Origin of the sequence: Nocardia aurea (assembly GCF_003123685.1) — a bacterium.
Lineage (GTDB): Bacteria > Actinomycetota > Actinomycetes > Mycobacteriales > Mycobacteriaceae > Nocardia > Nocardia aurea.
On record NZ_QCYJ01000005.1, the window covers coordinates 103,393 to 118,944 of the forward strand.

General features: G+C 66.0%; 16 protein-coding genes, 1 tRNA gene and 1 other RNA gene. 7 read left to right on the plus strand and 11 right to left on the minus strand.

Going from position 1 to position 15,552, the window contains the following annotated elements; translation table 11 throughout:
- Positions 1-512 precede the first annotated feature (512 nt).
- Both DAT37_RS01170 and DAT37_RS01175 read right to left on the minus strand, forming a co-directional pair.
- The gene (locus DAT37_RS01170) at positions 513-1,223 is read right to left on the minus strand and encodes a hypothetical protein (RefSeq protein ID WP_109522781.1); all 711 of its coding nucleotides are present in this window, start codon (positions 1,221-1,223) and stop codon (positions 513-515) included.
- 115 nt (positions 1,224-1,338) lie between these two features.
- The gene (locus DAT37_RS01175) at positions 1,339-1,923 is read right to left on the minus strand and encodes an HhH-GPD-type base excision DNA repair protein (protein WP_109522782.1); all 585 of its coding nucleotides are present in this window, start codon (positions 1,921-1,923) and stop codon (positions 1,339-1,341) included.
- 156 nt (positions 1,924-2,079) lie between these two features.
- Here DAT37_RS01175 and DAT37_RS01180 point away from each other — a divergent pair, with 156 nt between their 5' ends.
- Complete coding sequence (locus DAT37_RS01180; RefSeq protein WP_408637354.1) at positions 2,080-2,928, plus strand: methyltransferase domain-containing protein; 849 nt, start codon at positions 2,080-2,082, stop codon at positions 2,926-2,928.
- Between the two features lie 57 nt (positions 2,929-2,985).
- On the opposite strand, the gene DAT37_RS01185 is transcribed toward DAT37_RS01180, so the two are convergent.
- Both DAT37_RS01185 and ffs read right to left on the minus strand, forming a co-directional pair.
- Positions 2,986-4,275: an aminotransferase class I/II-fold pyridoxal phosphate-dependent enzyme gene (locus tag DAT37_RS01185; protein ID WP_109522784.1), complete on the minus strand. Its 1,290-nt coding sequence runs from the start codon at positions 4,273-4,275 to the stop codon at positions 2,986-2,988.
- A gap of 215 nt (positions 4,276-4,490) precedes the next feature.
- Positions 4,491-4,585, minus strand: an RNA gene (gene ffs, locus DAT37_RS01190) — signal recognition particle sRNA small type.
- A 137-nt stretch (positions 4,586-4,722) separates the two neighbouring features.
- Between ffs and DAT37_RS01195 the strand changes: the two genes are divergently transcribed.
- Positions 4,723-4,810 (plus strand) — tRNA-Ser (locus tag DAT37_RS01195).
- A 110-nt stretch (positions 4,811-4,920) separates the two neighbouring features.
- Here DAT37_RS01195 and DAT37_RS01200 read toward each other — a convergent pair.
- The 3 genes from DAT37_RS01200 to DAT37_RS01210 form a co-directional block, all read right to left on the minus strand.
- Complete coding sequence (locus DAT37_RS01200; protein ID WP_109522785.1) at positions 4,921-5,418, minus strand: hypothetical protein; 498 nt, start codon at positions 5,416-5,418, stop codon at positions 4,921-4,923.
- Positions 5,419-5,439: 21 nt separating this feature from the next.
- Complete coding sequence (locus DAT37_RS01205; protein ID WP_109522786.1) at positions 5,440-6,222, minus strand: ArsR/SmtB family transcription factor; 783 nt, start codon at positions 6,220-6,222, stop codon at positions 5,440-5,442.
- 160 nt (positions 6,223-6,382) lie between these two features.
- Complete coding sequence (locus DAT37_RS01210; RefSeq protein WP_109522787.1) at positions 6,383-6,700, minus strand: hypothetical protein; 318 nt, start codon at positions 6,698-6,700, stop codon at positions 6,383-6,385.
- 256 nt (positions 6,701-6,956) lie between these two features.
- Between DAT37_RS01210 and DAT37_RS01215 the strand changes: the two genes are divergently transcribed.
- Entirely contained in the window at positions 6,957-7,799 is an 843-nt protein-coding gene (locus DAT37_RS01215; RefSeq protein WP_109522788.1) for an ADP-ribosylglycohydrolase family protein, read from the plus strand.
- 92 nt (positions 7,800-7,891) lie between these two features.
- On the opposite strand, the gene DAT37_RS01220 is transcribed toward DAT37_RS01215, so the two are convergent.
- Together DAT37_RS01220 and DAT37_RS01225 are read right to left on the minus strand one after the other, a co-directional pair.
- Positions 7,892-9,331, minus strand: coding sequence for a wax ester/triacylglycerol synthase domain-containing protein (locus tag DAT37_RS01220; protein ID WP_109522789.1), 1,440 nt, complete (start codon positions 9,329-9,331; stop codon positions 7,892-7,894).
- A 354-nt stretch (positions 9,332-9,685) separates the two neighbouring features.
- Positions 9,686-9,934, minus strand: a complete 249-nt coding sequence (locus DAT37_RS01225) for a DUF397 domain-containing protein (RefSeq protein WP_332873259.1) — start codon at positions 9,932-9,934, stop codon at positions 9,686-9,688.
- Between the two features lie 380 nt (positions 9,935-10,314).
- Between DAT37_RS01225 and DAT37_RS01230 the strand changes: the two genes are divergently transcribed.
- The 3 genes from DAT37_RS01230 to DAT37_RS01240 are packed head-to-tail and all read left to right on the plus strand — an operon-like array spanning position 10,315 to position 12,555.
- A complete protein-coding gene (locus tag DAT37_RS01230) occupies positions 10,315-10,818 on the plus strand; it encodes a DUF309 domain-containing protein (RefSeq protein ID WP_109522791.1) in 504 nt (167 codons plus the stop codon).
- A 51-nt stretch (positions 10,819-10,869) separates the two neighbouring features.
- Positions 10,870-11,787, plus strand: a complete 918-nt coding sequence (gene gluQRS / locus DAT37_RS01235) for a tRNA glutamyl-Q(34) synthetase GluQRS (RefSeq protein ID WP_109522792.1) — start codon at positions 10,870-10,872, stop codon at positions 11,785-11,787.
- Positions 11,788-11,841: 54 nt separating this feature from the next.
- Positions 11,842-12,555, plus strand: coding sequence for an RDD family protein (locus DAT37_RS01240; RefSeq protein WP_109522793.1), 714 nt, complete (start codon positions 11,842-11,844; stop codon positions 12,553-12,555).
- A gap of 69 nt (positions 12,556-12,624) precedes the next feature.
- Here the strand turns inward: DAT37_RS01240 and DAT37_RS01245 are convergent, their stop codons facing one another.
- Positions 12,625-13,143: a DUF4190 domain-containing protein gene (locus tag DAT37_RS01245; RefSeq protein ID WP_109522794.1), complete on the minus strand. Its 519-nt coding sequence runs from the start codon at positions 13,141-13,143 to the stop codon at positions 12,625-12,627.
- 85 nt (positions 13,144-13,228) lie between these two features.
- Here DAT37_RS01245 and DAT37_RS01250 point away from each other — a divergent pair, with 85 nt between their 5' ends.
- Positions 13,229-13,981: a queuosine precursor transporter gene (locus tag DAT37_RS01250; RefSeq protein WP_109522795.1), complete on the plus strand. Its 753-nt coding sequence runs from the start codon at positions 13,229-13,231 to the stop codon at positions 13,979-13,981.
- A 302-nt stretch (positions 13,982-14,283) separates the two neighbouring features.
- Here DAT37_RS01250 and tgt read toward each other — a convergent pair whose 3' ends face one another.
- Positions 14,284-15,531, minus strand: coding sequence for a tRNA guanosine(34) transglycosylase Tgt (gene tgt / locus DAT37_RS01255; protein ID WP_109522796.1), 1,248 nt, complete (start codon positions 15,529-15,531; stop codon positions 14,284-14,286).
- Between the last annotated feature and the right edge of the window lie 21 nt (positions 15,532-15,552).

Genomic DNA, 15,552 nt, shown 5'->3' on the forward strand with positions numbered 1-15,552 from the left:
TGCCTACACCTACGGCGACGAGGCAGCCGGGAGCTGAAAGGGGGTGCTCAGCTCAGCTGCAGCGGAAGGAACAACACAGTTCGCGAGTCAACGGCAACCGCAGGCCCAGCGCGGCGGTCACGTAGGTGACCCGCGGGGCGGTGGGGCGGTTGCTGGACATAAAAAAACGGTAACACCCGGTTGGTCGGTATACCAACACAATGGCAGATTTCGGTGTGGAAGCCCACATGATCTCCGCAGGTCACGGCAATATCCCACGGCGTGTCACGGAAGCGACACGGCGGGCGTCCACCGGTTAGCGACCGGATAGGCCGGGTCGTGCGGCGATTCCCACGAATCCGACGTGACCGTCACCCGACCGCGCCCGACGCCACCGGAGCGCAGGCCGGGTTCCCCTCCGGTCGTGCCGATGCGGAGCGTCATGTGCGCAAACAAAAGCGGACGTCACCCGCTGTCTTGGACAGCGGGTGACGTCCGTTTGTTCCGAACCAGGAAGAGTCCTCCCGGTCAGATCACTTCGCCGGAGCCGGGAACGGCGTGTTGACCGTGGTGAAGTACTGGATCGCGGCGGCGATCGCGACCGGTGCCGTCACGAAGATCTGGCCGAGCAGCGTGCCGAGGAACCCGACCGTGCTGGCGCCGATGAGGCAGCCGACTGCGGCGGCCGGGATGAACGGACCGAACAGGCCCGCGATGGTCGCCGCGGCGACGGTGCCCGCGGTGAGCGCGCCGACAACGCAGCCGATGCCGCCGCCCGCGATACCGCCGACGAGCGTGCCGATGGTCGCGCCCGCGGCGATCGTGCTGGTCAGACGGGTCCAGGCCGCGACCTCACGGTCGTACTCGTTCTTCCAGGGCGCCTTGTCCTCGTAGGGCAGCGCGACCGGCTTGTACACGGCCTGGGCGACGTCGAGCTGCGGGGTCAGGGTCGCGGAATTACCCGCGATCTGGGCGGCGATCGGGAATTCGAACTCGTCGACCCGGAACTTCAGCTCGGTGCCCGCGACGACGGTGCCGTCGGCGGCCTTGATCTTCAGGGTGTCGTTCTCCACGACGATGGAGCCCGCGTCGGTGGTGATGATCGACTGGGTGTCGGTGGCTCGCGCCGTGAAATTGATGGAGGCGGGTTCGGCCGCCTCGGGTGCCGCTCCCGCAGTCCCCGCGGCGACACCGGTCGCCACCGTAAGCAATGCGGCCACAACGGCCAGTTTCCTCATCCGCATGATCGTGCAATCCCTCATCTCGGTCCAGCTTTCGAGGGAAAGCATCACCGAGAATTCCCGGGCAGACGAGGAAAAAACGCAGCGCGATTCGAACCCCGCAAACGCGCGGGAAACCCTATTTTCCTGCCGTTTCCTTCGCGGCCGCCTTCATCTGCTTTTTGAAAGCGCGAACCTCGAGCAACGACTCACCGTCGACGATGTCAGCGGCCGAACGACGTGAGCCCTTCTCCGAATACGCGCCCGCCGCCTTCTCCCACCCGGCGGGCCGCACCCCGAGCTGTTTTCCCAACAGGGCCAAGAAGATTCGTGCCTTCTGGTCGCCGTAACCCGGCAGCGCCTTGAGCCGGCGCAGCACCTCTTTGCCGTCCGGATCGCCCTCGGTCCAGATCGCCTCGGTCCTGCCGCCGTAATTCTCGACGACATACCGGGCAAGTTCCTGAGTCCGGCGCGCCATGGAACGGCCGTAACGATGGATGGCGGGCGGTGTCGCACACAACTCTTCGAAAACCTCGGGGTCGGCCTCGGCGATCTTATCGATCGCGAAACCGTCCATCCGGTCGGCGATTTTCTTGGGGCCGCGGAATGCGTGTTCGAGCGGGAATTGCTGATCCAGCAGCATTCCGGTCAGTAGCGCGAAGGGGTCCGTGGAGAGCAGTTCGTCCGCTTCCGGTTCCTGCGCGAGACACAGTTCGACGGTCACCGTGGATCCTTTCGCCGTTGCCACTCGGACTACATCCGATCATCGCACCGCGGCCGCGCGAGCGGACAACCCACCTCACACCACCCGCCTCCGGAACGTGACACAGCTCACACCCCTGCCGTGCGGGCCGTTGTGCCCCCCGGTAGGCTACCGGCCATGCCCCAGACGACGGCGATAACCAGGGACGGACGCGGGCCCATGGACACTTACTCCCCCCGACCGGATCGCTTCGACAGCGCGGGCCAGGACCAATTGGTCGACGTCCGCGACCTGCAGGCCGCCCTGCCCGCCATCCGGCGCTTGCGCACCTGGGCCCACGAGGCGCTCGCCCTGCGACTCGGTGAATCCGCCGTCGATATCGGCTCCGGTACCGGCTCCGAAGTTCTCGCGTTCGCCGAAGCCGTCGGGCCGACCGGCACCGCCATCGGCGTCGAACCCGATCCCAATCTGCTGGCCTCCGCCGAGCGGCGGGCCGAACAGGCGGGTTCGTCGGCGAAATTCCATTCCGGCGACGCCTACGGCATACCGTTCGGCGCCGAAACCTTCGACGCCGCGCTCTGCGAGCGCGTGTTCCAGCATCTGACCGCGCCGGGGCGCGCGGCGAACGAGATCGCCCGCGTGCTGCGTCCGGGCGGTCGCACCGTCGTGGTCGACGTCGACTGGGGCACCGCGATCGTGCACCCGGGCGAACTGTCCGTCGTGCGACAGGTCATCGATACCCTGGCCGCCGCCACCACCAACCCGCGCTCGGGCCGCAGACTGCCGGGCCTGCTCACCAGGGCGGGCCTGGTCATCGACGATATCGGCTCGCACGCACTGGTCCAGGAGCGCACCGTCGGCGCGGGCTCACTGGTCACCAGGATTTCCGCGATGGCGGTGGCGCGCGGCGCGATCACCGAGGCCCAGCGCGATCAGTTGCTCGCCGACCTGCGCCGCGGGGCCGAGACCGGCGATATCCACCTCTCGGTCACCATGTTCGCGGTACTGGCCCACAAACCACGCTGATCCCGGTCGAAAACGGCGGGCCCCACCGAGTTCCGGTGGGGCCCGCCGTTTCTTCCGCTATTGCGCCAGTGCCTTCTCGGTCGCGGCGAGCAGCACGCAGGTCGCGAGGCCGTCCATGGCCTTCTCCAGTTCGGGCAGCTTCGGGAAACTCGGCGCGATCCGAATATTCTTGTCTTCGGTGTCGTTCCGATACGGGAAGGCCGAACCGGCGGCGGTGAGCGCGATTCCGGCGTCCTTCGCCAGCGCGATCACGCGAGCCGCGGTGCCCTCCAGCACGTCGAGGCTGATGAAATAGCCGCCCTTCGGCTCGGTCCAGGACGCCACCTTCGACGCGCCGAGCCGGTCCTCCAGAATCCTGCGCACCAGCGCGAACTTGGGTTCGAGGATCTCGCGATGCTTCTGCATATGCGCCCGCACCCCCTCGGCGTCGCCGAAGAAGCGCAGGTGCCGCAGCTGATTGATCTTGTCCGGACCGATACTGCTCTTGGCCGCGTGCCCCAGGTACCAGTCCAGATTCGCGGTCGACGCACCGAGGAAGCTGACGCCCGAGCCCGCGAAGGTGATCTTGGAGGTGGAGGCGAAAACGATGGGGCGGTTGGGGTTTCCGGCCGCCGCCGCGAGTCCGAGAACGTCGATGACGGGCTCGGCGGTATCGGTCAGCGGATGCACCGCGTACGCGTTGTCCCAGAACAAGCGGAAGTCCGGCGCCGCGGCGCGCATCGAAACCAGTTCACGGACAACGGATTCGGAGTAGACGGTGCCGGTCGGATTGGCGTAGTTCGGCACCGCCCACAGGCCTTTGATCTGCGGGTCGGCGGCGACCAGCTCGGCGATGGCGTGGGTGTCGGGCCCGTCGTTGCGCATCGGAATCGGGATCATCTCGAAACCGAGCGCCTCGGTGATGGCGAAATGCCGGTCGTATCCCGGACTCGGGCACAGCCACTTGATCTTCGGTTCCTCGACCCAGCGCCGCTCGGAATCACCGGTGCCGTACAGCATCGCGTAGGTGATGACGTCGTGCATCAGTTGCAGGCTCGCGTTGTTGCCCGCGATCAGGTTCTCCACCGGAATGTTCAGCAGTTCGCCGAAGATCGCGCGCAACTCCGGGAGACCGTGCTGCCCACCGTAATTACGGCAGTCGACCCCGCTGCCGTCGCGGTAGTCGCCCGGACCCGGTAGCGATAACAGCCCCGCCGACAGATCCAGTTGTTCGGGCGAGGGTTTCCCCCTCGTCAGGTCCAGCGTGAGCTTTTCGGCCTGGAGCGTCACGTAATTCGCGGTCTGGGTCTCGTGTTCGGACACGAGCTCCTCGTGGCTCATCACACCGATTTGCGTTTGCCGGGGCATCCTGAAAGGCCTTTCGAAGCAGCGTAAGGGGGTGTTTCGACGTCCTGGCCGAAGCCTGTGGCGACCGTCGGCGGACCGCTGTTCACGTTACCCGGCCCTCGCTCCGAAGTGGGGGGTATATGCGGGCCGACTCCGATGCCCTCGCGACCCGAACCTCGCTACCTGAACCTCACTGCCCGAACTTCACGGGAGGGAATCGGCCGAGTGCCGGAAATTTGAGGGGACCCCGCGCACCCGGCAGAGCCCGTTGACCCTTGCTGCCTTCCGGCCCTGGGGGAGTTCACAGGATGCGCGCCGCGCGGGATCCGTCGGCAAGTGTAGCCGGTTGTCGATCCCCCGTACGAATCCGGGGCATACCGAACGTGTCCGCACTGGTCAGAGCGACGTGGTTGCGAGCCCGACCCCCGGTTTGGCATGTCGAGGGGTGGAGCCGCTATGCTGCTCCACGGAGGATTCGCCTAGTGGCCTATGGCGCTCGCCTGGAACGCGGGTTGGGTTAACGCCCTCAGGGGTTCAAATCCCCTATCCTCCGCCACGAGAACGGCCGGGGTGGATACGCACATACGTATCCACCCCGGCCGTTCCGCTTCGACAGGGCAGTTCACCGGAGAGAAACCCGGTCGCCCTCGACTCCCGCGCCGAACGTCAGGCCGTGACCACCACCGGTTCGACGAGCAGGGCCATGAGCTGTTTCGTATGACCGGGTAGTTCCACTTCCGTCAGGCCGGTGATGATGTCGCGCAGCGGAACGGGGCGGTCGAGCAGCAGCGTGGTACCCGACAGCAGTCGGGTCGATACGGGGATGTCGAGTTCGGTCTCGCTCAGCGACGAGCCGACCAGTGCGCACATGGCGTCCGCTTGGCCGCTGATCCGGGCGCGGAGCCCGGCGGAGCCACCGGCGAGGGTGATGGCGCGGTCGATGGTCCAGGGGTCGAGCGTGAGGCGGGTGTCGTAGACGGTGTGGGATCCGGCGGTGACCGCGGCGACCACGCCGATGGTCGTGGCGTCCACGAGGGTGACGTGCGCCAGGATCTGGTCGGCGTTCCATTCGCCCGGCGGTGGCGCGGTGGCGGTGTCCGCGACGGTGACGGCGGCGTCGAGCAGCGCGTCGTAGGCCGCGCGCAGTGCGGTGGTGTCGAACATGTCGGCTTCCTTCGGTGATCGTCAGGCGTGCGAGTCGGTCATCTCCCACGGCGCCTGCGGCAGGACGTGTCCGGTCTCCAGCAGCGATTTGAGGTTGGCGAGTACGGCGGGCCAGCCCTGCGAGATACCGTCGCGCATATCGGCGTTCGGGAACTTCTCGTGGGTCACGGTCAACCGGACGATGTCGCGGTGCGGTTCGACGAGGAAGGTGACCACCGACGGTTCCCGCGTCTTGTCCGCGTCCGGGACATCATCGAAGGTGACGACGAGACGGGTGGGCGGTTCGGCTTCGAGCACCGTGCCGAAGACGTCGACCTTGTCCGATCCGTCGATGCGGCGGTGCTCCCAGTCCGAGCCCGGCTGCCAGTCCGACACGTTCGCGTGCCCCCAGTATCGCGCCGTCAGATCGGCGTCGGTCAGGGCCTGCCACACCTGTTCCGCACTGGCCTTTATATAGGTGACGTAGACATAGCTCGGTATGGATGCACTGGTCATGGCGTACTCCTCTGCCTGATTCTTGATGGCGTTGATCATCTGTAAGCGGGGCCGGTCGAATATCGCGATCCAGCGCTGTTCGATGTCGTGGATCGGCACCGGATTGAGGTAGTGCAGCCGTTCGCGCCCGCGCCGCACGACGGTGACGAGACCGGCTCGCACGAGGATGTCGAGATGCTGCGTCACCGACTGCCGCGCCATATCCACGCTCTCGCACAATTCGCGCAGGGTCTGCCCGTTGTGTTCGCGCAGCCGATCGAGCAGTCGCCGCCGAGTCGAATCGGCCAGCGCCTTGAAAACCGAGTCCATCTCTGTCGCCTCGCCACTCACCCCGCAATTATGCAGGTATTTACCTGCCTATTGCAACAGCCGCGTCCCACCGGCTCGGACGGTCATCGGGACCCGGCACGAGAAAGGGCCCCGACCGGAATTCCGATCGGGGCCCTCTACCAGGCTGAAACAGGCCGTGTCAGAGGCACTCACCATTGGCGACGGTGCCGCGGACCCACACGCCGAAGCCCGCGTCCCTGGTGCACTCGGTGCCGTCGGGGAGGTTGACCTGCACGTAGCGACCATCGGGCATCAGGCACCCCGCCTTGCCGGCGAACTGGCCGGGAACATTGAAGTAGTTCTGCGGGTAGGTACCGCCGATGGCCGCGCAGGCTGCTTCCACCTGTGCGCGCAACTGCGCCTCGTTCTGCTCGGCCGCGGCTACACCTCCCGCGAAGACCGTCATCGCAGTAGCCGCCAACGCCGCGAAACCAGCGGCCAGAACTCGAACACCCATACCGGAAACTCCTTGTTGTCCAACGCCGTTGTGATCGAAATTCACAGTAGATGGCTCGGTTGTGATTAGCCAAGTACGTGATCTTGTCGTTGATCGGAAAAGGAGGGACGCAATGTCCTTTCGCAGGTCACGGCGGAGAAAACGGTACGCCGTCAATTCAACGGAACACCGTGGCACAAATCCCTTCGCGCGAATGATCACGCGATGGCATGCTGACAGGGTTCGGGGTGGTGAGGCGCGATGAGATGGGGGCGACATGCTGGTCGAGTTGGCGGTCGGTGACGCGTACGGTGCCGGTTTCGAGTACGCGGAACCGGCTTTCGTCGCCGAGCACAACACCCTCGCCGGATACGTCCAGCACCCGACCCATCTCGGCATCCGGCCGGGCGCCTACACCGACGACACCCAGATGACATTGGCCGTAGCGGAGTTGCTCGTGTCGGGAAAGCCCTGGGACCGGGCGCATGTGGCCGAATACTTCGTGCGCGCCTACCGCAGGGATCCGCGCGACGGTTATGCCGGGCGGTTCCAGCGATTCCTCGACACCGTCCACACCGGCGCGGATTTCCTCGCCCGCATCGAACCGGCCAGCGACAAGAGCGGCGCGGCGATGCGCGCGGGCCCGATCGGTCTACTGCCGACCGTCGAGGACGTCCTGCACTACGCACGGGAACAGGCGCGCGTCACCCACGACACCCCGGACGGGATCGCCGCCGCACAGGCCGCGGCCCTCGCGGTGCACTACTGCCACCACGGGATCGGCCCGGTCGCCGAATTGCCCGGCTGGATCGGGTCGCGACTCGGCACGTCATGGGCACGACCGTGGCGGGGGAAAGTCGGGTCGAAGGGCTGGATGAGCGTGCGCGCGGCGCTCACCACACTCTCGACCAGCACGAGTCTGCGTGAGGCGTTGCGCGGCGCGGTGGCCTGGACCGGTGACGTCGACACGGTCGCGACGATCGCGCTGGCCGCCGGATCTCGCACTCCCGAAATCGCCCACGACCTGCCGGAGATCCTCACCGACGAACTGGAGAACGGCGAGTTCGGACGAGACTATCTGCGCGACTTGAACTCTCGCCTGCTCGCGGCGTACTCCTGACGGCGAGGCCGCATCCGAGCGGATCGCACGCCGACCGAGCGCGGGAATCCTGTGCTGTCGTAGACCGCGCCGCGCAATCTCCGGAGCGCTCGTCAACGCGGTTCGATGGCCGAAACCCGGTTGAGCGCGACCCGCAGGAGCTCGGCGTAGACGTCGATATCGGGAAGAACCGCGAGGTCGGCGTGCACCGAGATCGTCACCGTATCGCCGAGGCCGTGAATCCCGTGGGTCAGGTGCATCACCGAACCGATCGCGGGAAATCCGCCGGTGAACCGCACGGGACCGCCGAAGTGGAGATCGGCCGCGCCCCGGTGCACGCTGGAGACGACGGTATGCCCCGCGATGGATTCGGGAGTGTCGAGCGGATAGCTCTCGGTGTCGCGTCGCAGCACCCGCGCCGGTGTCACCGCCGTCACTCGCTCCTGCGCTCCCAACAGTGGATGACCCGCGCGAATCCGGCGTTCGGCCAATTCGTCGGCGATACGGTCGGCACGGCGGGACAGGTCCGGTTCGTCCGCGTGCAGATCGACGCCGAGGCCGCGATAGTTGTTTCGCACGTGTGCGCCCCCGGGCACCGCCATGGGAACCTGCGCGCCGAGCCGATCCACCGATTCGCCACGCAGGGCGAGGTATTCGGTGAGTGCGACCGATACCGCGGTCAAGGCCAGTACCGTCACGGTACGTCCCGCGAGCCGCATGTCGTCACCGTCGGTCATGATCACGCGCACCGCGTGCCGCGAAATGCCCTCGGCCGCAGATCGGTTCAGTGAGGTAGGCGTGAACCCCGATGGAGGTGCGGGCACCGCGCCCGCGGCGGTCGATCGGGCCAATTCCCGCTGGGCCCGGTAGGCGCGCACACCGCGCGTGACGGTTCGCACCACCTGTACGGGCGTGGCGACCAATCCGACCACGGCGTCGACGGGTTCGCTGCTCCCGACTCCGCGTAGAAAGCCCGCCGCGCGGATCGCGAGAGCGCGCGACCGCCCGAACACCGAATCCCGGGACGAATCGGTATCCGGGTCCGATTCCGCCGCTTCCGTGCCGATCCCGGGCGACGCGAACAGCGCACGCGCGACCGCGGAAGCGCGTCGCCCGTCCACCAGGGCATGCGACATCTGTAACAGCACGACCGTCGCCTGTTCGGACTCGCCTCCCGGCGCGGGTGCGCCTTCCACCGCGCGAAATACGTGCACGCGCCACGGCCGGACCGCGGCATCCACCGAGGTGTCGAGTAGTTCCCCGACGGCGTCCAGCAGATGCGGCCAGTCCGGGCGGCGCAGCGGATGTTCGATGAATTGATCGTCGCGGAAATCGCACGGCACCCACGCCGGGTAGTCGAGATCGCCGCGAACCGCACGCAGCCGTACGCGCAGGTCGGCGATCTCGGCGCTGCGGGTTTCGACGAGAGCGCGCAGCACCCCGGTCGGTACGCCCTCGTCGGCGAATCTGTAGAGCAGGAACAGGTCGTTGCGGGTACGCGCGGACAGCCAGAACATCGTCGCGTCCTGCGCGGCGACCCTGTTCACCCGCATATCGCGCCGCCCGACAGGTCGCCGCGCGTCGCGGATCCGATGCCCCCGGCGGGTCTGCTCACCGCTTCGATACCACCGTTGTCCGACCGCTCACTCACGGATCCGACCATATCGACCGAATGCCGCGACGGTGCGTAGGTGACGGCCTTCGAGGCCGAACCCGGGGTGGTTGGGGGTCCAGAGAAGAGGAGAGTCCGCGCGTCGATGCGCGGACGTCACGAGCGGGGGCGGCCGATGCCCCGCGATTTCGCCGCAGGCGATGAAAAGTGAGGTGGAACAGTAGGTTTCGCAGACGCGACGACCCCGAGTTTGTGCCTACCCGGGGCCATGCTTACCGTTCCGACGCCCGAGGACTCAGGAACGCCCGAACGCTCCGACCGAAACCCCCGTTAGGAATGCGTCCCATCCGCCCGGAGCGAAAGCCAGCACCGGGCCGTTGCCATTATCCTTGGTGTCACGAACTGCTACTTTGCCGTTGCCGAGAACCGCGACTTCCACGCAGTTCCCATCGGGGCCGCTGTATGTGCTCTTGTGCCACACAGCACCCGTCAAATCAACCTCCACGGCACTAGCTCCTTTGCTGCGTCGAGAACGAGAATTCATTGGACATCGTTCTAACTAGCACCGGAATCCAGCGAGGAAGCGCCGAATCCCCGTGGTGCGCCTAGCGTTAGCGCGCTACTTTCACGGTGCGTCGTATCGCACTGTCGTTCGAGGTGGAATACACCCCCGGGGTCGTCCCCGCGCGGTAAACACTAGCAGCTCCGCTCATAGTTTGCCGACCTCCCGATAATTCGATCGCCATTTTTGCCAATCTTGCGAAGATATGATGTTGCGGGAACATTGCCAGCATCGAACCGGGAAAGAAGTGGACCTCGGATGACTAACTTCCAAATGGGCGTGATTGGTCCGTGATGCGCCAATTGGTCCACCCCTGATCCACATCCGCGACACGGACGACACGAAGCGTGGATCATGGAGACATGCTGGAACGCCCTCGCGACGAGGCAGGTCGCGCCCGTAACCCCCGTCCTCGTGATCGATTCGGACGCCCACTACCGCACGGTAGTGTCGGAATTCCCCGAATTCCGGACGACCTGAATCTGCCACCCCAGCAAACTCTTACCTTCGCCCAGCAACTGCTGGACGACGGTTTGGCATTCAACGCACACGAGGTATTAGAGGCCGCATGGAAGAACCAACCGTTCGCCGAAAGGATGCTGTGGCAAGGGTTGGCCCAATACGCGGTCGCTCTGACACACATCCAACGGGGCAATCCGAAGGGCGCGCGTACCCTGCTCGGCCGTGCGATGACCCGTCTGGAGAGCTACGAGCCAGGTGATAGCCGGGAACCCACCGACGACGCGGGCTGCTACGGGGTCGATCGGCGAGGGCTGATCGCGCACGCGAACGCACTGTTGCGAGCACTGGACGCGGGGACCCCGATCACGCCGGACGAGTTGAAGCCTCGACTGTGCGGCCCATGATCCGCACTACCATGGCGATCGTGGCCGCCAGCTCCGAGACAGATCCGACCCGTGGCTGAGCGGGCCGCGGGCAGATACGCCCCGAGCCCCTCCGGTGACCTGCACCTGGGCAATCTCCGCACCGCCCTGCTGGCCTGGCTGTTCGCGCGATCGACCGGAAGACGTTTCCTGATGCGCGTCGAGGATCTCGATCGCGTGCGCCCCGGCGCCGAACAGCGCCAGCTCGCCGATCTCGCCGCGCTCGGATTGGACTGGGACGGACCGGTGGTACGACAGAGCGAACGTCTCGACCTGTACGGCCACGCCATCGACAGACTCCGCGCACAGGGCCGCACCTACGAATGTTTCTGCACCCGCAAGGAAATACAGCAGGCCGCGACCGCCCCGCACGGGCCGATGGGCTCCTACCCCGGCACCTGCCGCACCCTGACGACCGCCGACCGCGCCCGGCTGCGCGCCGAAGGCAGGCCCGCCGCGCTCCGATTGCGCGCCGATATCACCGAATACGAGATCGTCGACGAATTGCACGGCGTCTATCGCGGCTTGGTCGACGATGTGGTGCTCCGTCGCGGTGACGGTCTGCCCGCCTACAACCTGGCGGTCGTCGTCGACGACGCCGACCAGCACATCGACCAGGTGGTTCGCGGTGACGACCTGTTGCCGTCGACCCCGCGGCAGGCGTATCTGGCCGCTCTGCTCGGGCTGCCCGTACCGCGCTACGCGCACGTCCCGCTCGTACTCAACACGGCCGGGCAGAGATTGGCCAAAAGGGACGGTTCGGTCACGCTCGCGGACCGAACAGCCCTCGGCGACACCGTCGAAGACGTGGTCAGCGCGTTATCATGCTCGCTGGGCTATAGCGCTCGTACACCGGCGCACCTGCTCCGACAATTCGATCCCGCCGTGCTGCCACGCCGGCCGTCGACCTTCGACGAGAATGGGTTGTTGCAACCCGACGGATGTCCGTAACGTACCCAGTCGACCGATCTATTGATCTACTGATCACAACGAGGACGAAACACTATGACAAGCGGTGGCTACGACCCCAACCAGAATCCGCAGGGCGGCCAGCCGTACGGCGAACCGTATCCGCAAGGTGGACAGCAGTACCCGCAACAGGGCTACGGGCAGCAGCCCCCGCAGTACGGCCAGCAGCCCCCGCAGTACGGGCAGCAGCCGCAGCAGTACGGCCAGCAGCCTTACGGCCAGCAGCAGCCGCAGTACGGGCAGGACCCGTACGGGCAGCCGCAGCAGCAGTACGGGCAGGACCCCTACCAGCAGCAGGGCTACGGCCCGCAGGGCGGAGGATCCGGTGTCGGGGCCGATATCGGCGTCCGCATCGGCGCGCGCGTCATCGATCATCTGATCGTGGCCATCCCCGTCGTGATCATCGTCTCCGTCCTCTTCGGTCTCGGTACCGGAGGACAGATCATCAACGGCGTGCTGTCGACCGTCGCGCTGCTCGCGTACTTCGTCGGCATGGAGACCAGCCAGGGCACCACCCTCGGCAAGAAGATTCTCGGCCTGAAGGTCGTCGCCCCCGGCGGCGCGCCGAAGCTCACCCCCGAGGTCTCGCTCAAGCGCAACCTCTACGTCGCGGCGCAGATCATTCCGTGCGTCGGCGGGCTGATCTCGCTCGGTCTGGCGATCTACATCATCATCACCACCTCGCAGGATCCGAACAAGCAGGGCTGGCACGACAAGTTCGCCGGCGGCACCCAGGTCGTCAAGGCCTGATATCGCGCACCGAACCGAACAGGGGCGCCCCCACGAAGGGAGCGCCCCTGTTTCATGTCCGGAGACCGGCTAGGTCGAATTGTTGGCCAGCAGAACGACGAAGTAGATCGCCACCGAGACGATGCCACCGACACCGACCCAGATACCGGCCAGCGCCATACCGCGACCGTCCTGCGGACGCTCCTTCAGCTGATTCAGCGCGAGGACACCGAGAATGATGCCGACTATCGACCCGACGGCGCAGGTGCAGAACCCGAGCAGCGAAGCGACGAGCGCGCCGATCGCCAAACCGTTGGTGCCCTGTACGACCGGACCGCCGTAGGGCTGATACCCGGACGGATAGCCGTAATTCGGTTGCTGCGGATACGGCTGCGAGGGCGACTGCTGGTAGGGCTGCTGCTGGTATTGCGGCTGCGAGGGCTGCTGATACGGCGGCGGTTGCTGCTGAGGGTATTGCGGAGCCGAGGGATACCCGGACGGTTCGGAGGTCGGGTACTGCGGGACCGAACTCTGGGCGCCGGACTCCGGCGACACACCTTCGCCGCCGTACTGTTTCCACCACTCGTCGGAATCGCCGGGATTGGTCATGGCTACAGACTAATGGGCGAGGACAACGCGTAGCACGGTCGAAGCCGACCTTCGACCGGACACGGCGGGCTCAGAACCTGGTTTGATGAGACCCGTGAGTGACTCGATCAAGACCGAAGAACACGAGGGGTCTGGACACCCCGCCGACCATGCGGCATTCGCCCAGGTCGCGCGGGGGTACTACACACCCATCGTCGTACTGTTCACCGCTACCCTCATCATCTCCAATATCTGCGCCACCAAAGGCGTGGAGTTCCTGGGCGACAAATCGGTGTCGCTCGGTCCGCTCCAGATCCTGCCGATCGCGACCGACGGGGCGTTCTTCCTCTTCCCCCTCGCCTACATCCTCGGCGACGTCCTCAGCGAGGTCTACGGCTTCCGCGCCACCCGCCGCGCCGTCTACTACGGTTTCGCCGCCCTGCTGCTGACCGTGGCTTGTTTCGCCATCGCCATCCGCCTGCCCGCCGCCGGCTTCTACGAGAACCAGGAAGCGTTCCGCACCGTCATCGGCACCACGCCGCGGCTCGTCGTCGCGGGCCTCGCCGGATATTTCGTCGGCCAGCTGCTGAATTCCGCCACCCTGGTACTGATCAAGGAACGGACGAAGGAAAAGTACCTGTGGGCCAGGCTGATCGGCTCCACCGTCATCGGCGAATTCGCCGACACCCTCATCTTCTGCTCTATCGCCGCCGCCGCCATCGGCATCGACAGCTGGGAGCAGTTCGTCAACTACGTGATCATCGGGTTCCTGTGGAAGACGCTGTGCGAGATCGTCGTCATGCCGATCACGTACCGGGTGATCGGCTTCCTGAAGAGGCACGAACCCAGCTACAGCTGAAATTTGGCGGCCCGGGGGCCGCGGGTTCGCGGCCCTTCTTGTCTCGCGTCCGAGCGGTCGAGACTCGCGACTTCGTCGCATTGTCTCGACCGCTCGGACGCGAGACGGCCGCGAACGGGGCGCTCGTAAGACTCGCGCCGTTGTGGGTGGGGTTGGTGAATGTTGCTTGTGAGGCTCGCCTGTAGGAACTGGGGCGGGCGTGAGCCGTCGCCTTCGGGGTGCACCGTGCAGGGGCGGATCTGGTATGGACGGGTGCGCTCTCGAAACCGCACCGATCCGGGGGCACGTGAATGAGGCAGTTGCTACTTCTTGGCGCTGTTCCAGAGAGCCAATGTTTCCGCCTTGAAATCGTCGAAGTAGCCGCCGTCGATGCTGGCGCGGATCTGGTCGACCAGGCGAATCGTGAAGCGCTCGTTGTGGATCGTGCACAGGGTCGCGGCCAGGATCTCCTTGGCTTTGAACAGGTGGTGCAGGTAGGCGCGGGTGTAGTTGGCGCAGGTGTAGCAGTCGCAGGTGTCGTCGATGGGGGTGAAATCGCGACGGAAGCGGGCGGTATTGATATTGAATCGGCCGCGCGCCACGTAGATGGCGGCGTTGCGCGCGACGCGGGAGGGGTTGACGCAGTCGAAGGTGTCGGCGCCGTTCTCCACGGCGACGAAGATGTCCTCGGGCTCGCTGATGCCGAGCATATGCCTCGGCTTCTCCTCGGGCAGTTCGTCGCAGCACCAGCCGACGATGGTGCCGAGGTTGTGTTTCTCCAGCGCGCCGCCGATGCCGAAACCGTCGAAGGATGTTCCCGCTTCGCCGCGGATCGCGTCCAACTCCCGGCACGCCTTGCGGCGCAGATCCTCGTACTGCGCGCCCTGGATCACGGCGAACAGCGCCTGGTACGGGTGCTCGGCGCGCGCGGTGGTCAGCCGTTCGTGCTCGTCGATGCACCGCTGCGCCCACTCGTGCGTGCGTTGCAGTGATTTCTCCTGGTAGCCACGGGTATTGAGCAACGTGGTGAGTTCATCGAAGGCGAACATGATGTCGGCGCCGAGCTGATGCTGGATCCCCATCGAGACTTCGGGGGTGAAACGGTGTCTCGACCCGTCCAGGTGAGAGCGGAAGGTGACGCCGTCGTCGTCGACGGTCGCGAGGCGTTCCTTGCCTTTGGCGATCACGTCGTCGCTGCGGACGTCGACGGCCTCCATCGCGAGCACCTTCTTGAATCCGACCCCGAGCGACATCACCTGGAATCCGCCGCTGTCGGTGAAGGTCGGCCCCGGCCAGTTCATGAATTTCCCGAGCCCGCCCGCCTCGTCCACGATGTCGGAACCAGGTTGCAGATAGAGGTGGTAGGCGTTCGCGAGCAGGGCCTGCGCGCCGATCTCCTTCATGGTCTCCGGCAGCACCGACTTGACCGTCGCCTTGGTGCCGACGGGGATGAACGCGGGCGTCGCGATGGAGCCGTGCGGCGTTTCGATCACGCCGGTTCGCCCGTGCCGCCCGTCGAGCCGGGTACCGACGGTGAAGGAGAACGATTCGGGTGCAGACACGACGACCATCCTCCCAGCGCCCTGCCGCGC